Genomic DNA, 7,308 nt, shown 5'->3' with positions numbered 1-7,308 from the left:
CGGCCCCCCGATCATAGATACTGGCGCAAGAAGGAGATTATCATGCCGACCAAGACCGTTACCGACGCCAGCTTTTCCGCCGACGTGCTGCAATCCGACAAGCCGGTGCTGGTCGATTTCTGGGCGGACTGGTGCGGCCCGTGCAAGATGATCGCTCCGGCGCTGGAAGAAATCGCCGACGAACTGGGCGACAAGGTGACGATCGCCAAGGTCGACATCATGGCCAACCCCGACACCGCCGGGTCGATGGGCGTCCAGTCGATCCCGCTGCTGAAGCTGTTCAAGAACGGCCAGCCGGTCGCCGACCTGCTCGGCGCGCGGCCGAAGAGCCAGCTGAAGGCGTGGCTCGAGGGTGAACTGGGCTGATGCCGCCGGCGGCGGACCATCGCCGCCGCTGACCGGAATACCTATCGTCGCCCCGGGCTTGACCCGGGTTCCCGCTTCTTCTTCCTCGACTGAGCCGTGAGAAGAAGCGTGACCCCGGATCAAGTCCGGGGTGACGGTTATGTGCGGGGCGTCAACATCCCCAGGCATCCCTGCCACAACCGTCGCCCCAGCGGAGGCTGAGGCATCGACTGACTCCTGTCCCGCGCTATCCGCCACAGATCCCGGCCTCCGCCGGGATGACGCGAGGTTCAACGGGACGAAAGCGGCCTTCCGTCGCCCCTCAGCTCCGATAATCGGCGTTGATCGAAATATAGCCGTGCGTCAGGTCGCAGGTCCACACCGTCGCGCGGCCTTCACCCAGATGCAGGTCGACGCCGATCTCGACCTCCTGACCCTTCAGATGCGCCGCTACCGGCGCTTCGTCGTAACCGGCTACCGCCAGCCCGCCTTCGGCGACCTGCGTCGTGCCGAACCGGATCGACAGCTTGTCACGCTCGGCCGGTTCGCCCGCCTTGCCGACCGCCATGACGACACGGCCCCAATTCGCATCTTCGCCCGCGATGGCAGTCTTCACCAAGGGCGAATTGGCGATGCTCATCGCGATGCGGTGCGCGCTGCCGTCGCTCTCGGCCCCTTCGACGGTAATGGCGATGAACTTGGTCGCGCCTTCGCCGTCGCGTACCACCAGATGCGCCAGTTGCCGGCACAGGTCATGCAGCGCCGCCGCGAACGCATCGGCCCCGTCATCATCGAACGACGCGATCGGCGCATTCCCCGCCGCCCCGGTGGCAAAGGCCAACACGGTGTCGCTGGTCGAGGTATCGCCATCGACCGTGATGCACGAAAAGGTCTGGCGGTTGGCCGCCTCCAGCGCGCTTTGCAGGAACGCCGGATCGACCGCCGCATCGGTGAAGATGAAGCCGAGCATCGTCGCCATGTCCGGCGCGATCATGCCCGACCCCTTGATCACGCCCGACAGCTTGACCGTCCGGTCGCCGATCCTGGCGGTGGTGAACGCACCCTTGGTAAAGGTGTCGGTCGTGCCGATCGTCTCGGCCACCGCTTCCCAGCCACAGGATTCGGCGACGAACGCGGCGTCGAGGCCCGCTTCTGCCTTGTCGATCGGCAGCGGCACGCCGATCACGCCGGTCGAGGCGACGAACACGTCGGACGGCTGGCATGCCATCGCCTGCGCGGTGCGCGCCGCGATCGCTTCGACCGCGGCACGGCCCCGGTCGCCGGTAAAGGCGTTGGAGTTGCCGGCATTGACCACCAGCGCCCGCGCCCGGCCCAGCACCAGCGCGCGACGGCACCATTCCACCTCGGGCGAGGGGCATTTGCTGTTGGTCAGTACGCCGGCGACCGCCGTCCCCTCGGCCAGCGTCACGAAGGTCAGGTCGCACCGGTCCCAATTCTTGTACCGCGCCCGCGCGACGCGCAGCGTCACGCCTCCGATCGGCGGCAGCGCGGGAAACGGCGTGGCGAGCGGGGATGTGGCAGTCGACATGGTCGCAGGGTCCGGTCTAGCCTGCGCCGGGTTCGGGGCAGGGGGTGGCAATGCGACGGTTCCTACGCATGGGCGCGGCGGTTGCAACGCTTTGTTGGGGTGGCGGGGTTTGCGCACAGACACCACCCGAAAGGATCGGTGCCGCCACATGGTTGACCGGCGACGATTATCCGGAGGTGGCGCTTCGGCGGGGCGAAGAAGGTGTCGTGAAGTTCGCGATCGATGTCGACCGGCGGGGAAGGGTTGAAGGGTGCCGTATCCTCGAGTCGGCCGGCGCTTCGTTGGATCAGGCGACCTGTCGCGGACTGGTGACGCGGTTGCGATTCAAGCCGGCGCGTGACGCGGATGGAAAGGCCGTAGCGGGCGTTTGGCAGCGTGAGATGCGGTGGAAATTGCCGGGCCGCTCTTCCGACAAGTAGATCGACCGCGTCTGGACGCCGGGCCACCCATTCCCTATGTCTCGCGCGACTGCGGCCGGCATCCTGTCGCGAAACCAAACCGTCTGGACGTATCGCTTGCGTTTGCTGCTGTTCCTCTCCGCGCTGCTGACGGGCCTGACCGGCCTGCTGCCCGGCGTGGGAGTCGCGAATGCGCGGCAGGTCGCACAGGCGCAGGCCGTTGCCGGGCAGATCGCGGTCGCCGTGGTGGAGGCCGGATCGGCCGCGACCGCCCGTCCGCTACAGCCGTTGGTACGCGATCCGCATCCGCTGTTCCTGACGCCCGCGCCCCATGTCGCGGTCCGCGCACGCACGCTGCGCACCCACGAATAGCGCGCACCCGCGCCCGTCCGACCCCTTATTCCAGCGCAGCCGGCGAACGCATCGCGGCGCGCTTCCCGTAGTTTCAAGGAAATTCGCCCATGTTCGGTGGCCTCGCCAAATCGCTGTTCGGGTCGTCCAACGACCGTTACGTCAAGTCGCTCGGGTCGATCGTCGACAAGATCAACGGCTTCGAACCCACGTTGACCGCCATGTCCGACGCGGAACTGGCCGCGCAGACCCCGAAGTTCCGCGAGCAACTGGCGAACGGCGCCAAGCTCGACTCGCTGCTGCCCGAAGCCTTCGCGACCGTTCGCGAAGCCGCGCGCCGCGTGCTCGGCATGCGCCATTTCGACGTGCAGATGGTCGGCGGCATCGTGCTGCACCGGGGCGAGATCGCCGAGATGCGCACCGGTGAGGGCAAGACGCTGGTCGCGACGCTCGCCTGCTATCTGAACGCGCTGCCGGGCGAAGGCGTCCATGTCGTCACCGTCAACGACTATCTGGCGCGGCGCGACGCGGCACAGATGGGGCAGGTGTACGGCTTCCTCGGCCTCACCACCGGCGTGATCGTGCCGAACATCGCCGATCACCAGCGGCGCGAAGCCTATGCCGCCGACATCACCTATGGCACCAACAACGAATTCGGCTTCGACTATCTGCGCGACAATATGAAGTTCGACCGCGCGTCGATGACGCAGCGGCCGTTCAACTTCGCGATCGTCGATGAAGTCGACTCGATCCTGATCGACGAAGCCCGCACCCCGCTCATCATCTCCGGCCCGACCGACGACAAGTCGGACCTGTACCGTTCGGTCGACGAGATCGTGAAGCGCCTGTCGCCGGACGATTACGAGAAGGACGAGAAGCAGAAGTCGATCGTCCTGACCGAGGACGGCACCGAAAAGGTCGAACGGATGCTGGAGGATGCCGGCCTGCTGGTCGGCGCTAACCTCTACGACTTTGAGAATACGCAGGTCGTGCATCACGTGAACCAGGCGCTGCGCGCGAACGTGATGTTCAAGCGCGACACCGACTACATCGTGAAGGACGGCAAGGTCGTCATCATCGACGAATTCACCGGCCGCATGATGGACGGCCGCCGCTGGTCGGACGGCCTGCACCAGGCCGCCGAAGCCAAGGAAGGCGTGACGATCGAGCCGGAGAACCAGACGCTCGCCTCGATCACCTTCCAGAATTATTTCCGCATGTATCCGAAGCTGTCGGGCATGACCGGCACGGCCGCGACCGAGGCGCCGGAATTCTTCGACATCTACAAGATGAACGTCGTGTCGATCCCGACCAACGTGCCGGTGCGCCGCGTCGACGAAGAGGACGAATTCTACAAGACGCTGGACGACAAGTTCCGCGCCATTGCGAAGAAGATCCGCGAACATGCGTCGCAGGGGCAACCGGTGCTGGTCGGCACGGTCTCGATCGAGAAGTCGGAACTGCTGTCCGAATTCCTCACCCAGGAAGGCGTCGATCACAAGGTCCTGAACGCCCGCTATCATGAATCCGAAGCGCATATCGTGGCGCAGGCGGGGCGGCTGGGCGCGGTCACGATCGCCACCAACATGGCCGGTCGCGGCACCGACATTCAGCTGGGCGGCAACCTCGAATTCCGGATGCTCGACGAACATCCGGACCTGGTCGAGGGGACGAGCGAATATGACGCCGCCGCCGCGCGCATCCGGGCGGAGATCGTCGAGGAAAAGCAGAAGGTCTTGGACGCCGGCGGCCTGTTCGTGCTCGGCACCGAACGCCATGAAAGCCGCCGCATCGACAACCAGCTGCGCGGCCGTTCGGGGCGTCAGGGCGATCCGGGCCTGTCGCGCTTCTATCTCTGCCTCGACGACGACCTGTTGCGCATCTTCGGACCGGACACGCTGTTCGCCAAGATGATGCGCAACAATATCGAGGATGGCGAGGCGATCGGCAGCAAGTGGCTGAGCCGCGCGATCGAAACCGCGCAGAAGAAGGTCGAGGCGCGCAACTATGACGTGCGCAAGCAGGTCGTCGAATATGACGACGTGATGAACGACCAGCGCAAGGTCATCTACGAACAGCGCGCCGACATCATGGACGCCGATGCAGTGGGCGATGTCGTGGTCGACATGCGCCACGCGGTCGTCAACACCATCGTCGGCGACGCGGTGCCGCCCGACAGCTATCCCGAACAGTGGAATGTCGAGGGGCTGCGCGAACAGGCGCAGGAGCTGCTGGGCGTCGACGCGCCGGTCGCGGAATGGATCGCGAACGAGGACGGGCTGGACGCCGAAACCCTCGAAGAGCGCATCCGCGCCGAAGCCGATGCGCTGGTTGAGGCCAAGTCGGCCGAACTGGACCCGGAAAGCTGGACGCAGATCGAAAAGTCGATCCTGCTCCAGACGCTCGACCATCATTGGAAGGAGCATCTGGCGATGCTCGACGCGCTGCGTGCTGTCATCCACCTGCGCGCCTATGCCCAGAAGACGCCGATCAACGAATATAAGCAGGAGGCGTTCGCGCTGTTCGAACGGATGCTCGGCAGCATCCGCGAGGACGTGACCCGCACGATGGCCCACGCCAACTTCAATTTCCAGGTTCCGCCCGAACTGCCCGAGCTGCCCGATTTCCTGACGATGCACATCGACCCGCTGACCGGCGAGGACGACAGCTGGGGCGGGGAGGGCACGCCGGGCCTCATCACCACCCGCGTGCCGATGCTGCAGATGGCCGCACCGCAGCCCGACGAGGATCTGGGCGACGATCCCGCCAGCTGGGAAGGCCGGGTCAGCCGCAACGCGCCGTGCCCGTGCGGGTCGGGCCGCAAGTACAAGCACTGCCACGGCGCGCTGGTGGCGTAACCACTACCTCGACCGCGAAAGACGTATCCCCGCGCAGGCGGGGATCCAGGGTTACGGGCGATGGCGCTTGCGGCTCTGGATCCCCGCCTGCGCGGGGATACGTTTGTCAGCTAGGCGAAGTCCCGGTCGTCTGTTGGTGACCCAACGCTCCCCCCGGTCACCCCGGGCTTGACCCGGGGTCCCGCTTCTTTTTCTTCCACGCCGGCAAAGAAGCGGGACCCCGGATCAAGTCCGGGGTGACGATGACGGCTGGTGGCGCCGCTAGTATCGCAACTGTCCCCAGCTTGAGTTGGAGCGACATGATACGGGCACAACGAAAAAGGCCGCCGCTCCCCATCAGGAACGGCGGCCTTTCCGCATTCAGCCGGTAGCTTACGTTACCGGCGCGGTTCCGGCTCCATCACGCTCGGCCCCAGGCTCTGCAACACCGCGCGGGCGTCGAAGGCGCGGACATTGTTGGCGGGCTTCGGACCGCGACCCAGCACGATTTCCGCCATCGCCTCATACTTGTCGACGGTGCGGATATCGACCGAGCGGTCGAAGAACGGATCGCCCCAGAACGGGTCCCAGGTACGCCAGCCGAACGCCGGACTGCGATAGCGCCATGCCGGGCCCCAGCCGCCCCAGCCAAAGCCCGCACCCCATCCGCCGAAGCCACCGACACCCGGCGTCGAATAGGTCCGGCTACGCAGATTGGTGTCGCGATCGGCCATGATGAAATAGTCATAGCCGCGCTCCAGCGTCAGCTGCGCGGCGCGGTACAGCAGATACCGCTCGACCGTCTCGCGCGACGTCAGGCTGTTGCCCGAAAAGCTGACCTGGTAGCGGTTCGGCTCGATCTGCTGGTCGCTATAGCCATTGCGATAGAAGCCCGAACCCGACGCGGGCTGATAGGGGGTAGGCGTGGCGCAGGCCGCGAGCGCGAGCGCCCCGACCAAGGTGGCGCCGATCGCGCGAAGGCGGGCACGGGACATAGGGTGCAGCAACATCAGTTTCTCCAATGCCGCCATGGTTCCCGACCGATGGCGTGTCTTCCTGCCATTTCAACGAACGGTCGCCGGTTCGGGTCCGTGGGACGGACCGACGGACCGTGCACGAGTTGAGATTAGCGGCGGCTGAACGATGACCTGTTCGCATTGCATACAGGGCGGGCTGCCGCCGCCACAAGACGAGGCTGGGCTGGGGTCGCGTTCGCGGGTGGTTGTCGATACGCTGCCTTCGGGACGCGATGCGGGGGCAGGAATGGCCGATAGCACGAACGACGATATCGGACGCATCTATTGGGGCTATGGCATCGGGTTGCTCGCGCTGGCGTGGTTCAGCGCGCCGCTGATCCGCTATGCCGATGCCGTCGCGCTCGCCCGCTGCGGCGTCTGCGCCTTTCTGGTCATCCTGACGCTGGAGCGTTCGCACCGGGCGCATAGCGCGGTGGTGCGACAGGTGGCGCGCGGCGCGTTTTTCGGGACGGCGGCGATGACGGTGCTGTTCGCCGGGCAGCTGTTCTTCGCGGCGCGAACGATGGCGCGGGATAATGACCGGCGCTGTGCGGTGATCGAAGGCGAGCTGTTGCGCGCTACCCCGCGACGGGACGATCTGGCCGATATGTTCCAGGCATTCGGCTGTCGCCCGCAAAGCAGCGCGATGCCGCGACGGCCGTAAACGGGCCCGCCCCCGGAAGGGAAAATCCAACAATTTCCGGGGGTGTCGCTGGCTCCCTGAGTAGGATTCGAACCTACGGCCGCTCGATTAACAGTCGAGAGCTCTACCGCTGAGCTATCAGGGAACAACTGCGAGGCCGCGTCTTTAG

At 65.7% G+C, this 7,308-nt stretch carries 7 protein-coding genes and 1 tRNA gene; 5 read left to right on the top strand and 3 right to left on the bottom strand.

Annotation, left to right across the window (positions count from 1 at the left end; translation table 11 throughout):
* The first annotated feature begins 42 nt into the window (after nucleotides 1–42).
* Nucleotides 43–366 (top strand): thioredoxin, encoded by a 324-nt coding sequence (trxA, locus tag PPZ50_RS13620; RefSeq protein ID WP_055760313.1) that lies wholly within the window; start codon nucleotides 43–45, stop codon nucleotides 364–366.
* A 301-nt stretch (nucleotides 367–667) separates the two neighbouring features.
* On the opposite strand, the gene argJ is transcribed toward trxA, so the two are convergent.
* Nucleotides 668–1,894 carry a bifunctional glutamate N-acetyltransferase/amino-acid acetyltransferase ArgJ gene (argJ, locus tag PPZ50_RS13615; RefSeq protein ID WP_066689413.1) on the bottom strand — a complete coding sequence of 409 codons (1,227 nt, stop codon included), beginning with the start codon at nucleotides 1,892–1,894 and terminating at the stop codon, nucleotides 668–670.
* Nucleotides 1,895–1,944: 50 nt separating this feature from the next.
* On the opposite strand from argJ, the gene PPZ50_RS18950 reads away from it, so the two are divergent.
* From PPZ50_RS18950 to secA, 3 genes are all read left to right on the top strand, one after another.
* Nucleotides 1,945–2,313: an energy transducer TonB gene (locus PPZ50_RS18950; protein WP_084401412.1), complete on the top strand. Its 369-nt coding sequence runs from the start codon at nucleotides 1,945–1,947 to the stop codon at nucleotides 2,311–2,313.
* Between the two features lie 96 nt (nucleotides 2,314–2,409).
* Complete coding sequence (locus PPZ50_RS13610; protein WP_157092695.1) at nucleotides 2,410–2,664, top strand: hypothetical protein; 255 nt, start codon at nucleotides 2,410–2,412, stop codon at nucleotides 2,662–2,664.
* An 89-nt stretch (nucleotides 2,665–2,753) separates the two neighbouring features.
* A complete protein-coding gene (secA, locus tag PPZ50_RS13605) occupies nucleotides 2,754–5,501 on the top strand; it encodes a preprotein translocase subunit SecA (protein WP_066689410.1) in 2,748 nt (915 codons plus the stop codon).
* Between the two features lie 377 nt (nucleotides 5,502–5,878).
* On the opposite strand, the gene PPZ50_RS13600 is transcribed toward secA, so the two are convergent.
* The gene (locus PPZ50_RS13600; protein ID WP_232307899.1) at nucleotides 5,879–6,490 is read right to left on the bottom strand and encodes a CC0125/CC1285 family lipoprotein; all 612 of its coding nucleotides are present in this window, start codon (nucleotides 6,488–6,490) and stop codon (nucleotides 5,879–5,881) included.
* 253 nt (nucleotides 6,491–6,743) lie between these two features.
* On the opposite strand from PPZ50_RS13600, the gene PPZ50_RS13595 reads away from it, so the two are divergent.
* Entirely contained in the window at nucleotides 6,744–7,160 is a 417-nt protein-coding gene (locus tag PPZ50_RS13595; protein ID WP_066689408.1) for a hypothetical protein, read from the top strand.
* Nucleotides 7,161–7,209: 49 nt separating this feature from the next.
* On the opposite strand, the gene PPZ50_RS13590 is transcribed toward PPZ50_RS13595, so the two are convergent.
* Nucleotides 7,210–7,284 (bottom strand) — tRNA-Asn (locus PPZ50_RS13590).
* Nucleotides 7,285–7,308 lie beyond the last annotated feature (24 nt).

This window comes from Sphingomonas hankookensis, assembly GCF_028551275.1.
In the GTDB taxonomy this organism is placed as follows: Bacteria; Pseudomonadota; Alphaproteobacteria; order Sphingomonadales; family Sphingomonadaceae; genus Sphingomonas; species Sphingomonas hankookensis_A.
Note: the sequence above shows the minus strand (reverse complement) of the source record. Positions and strands in the feature narration are given on the sequence as shown.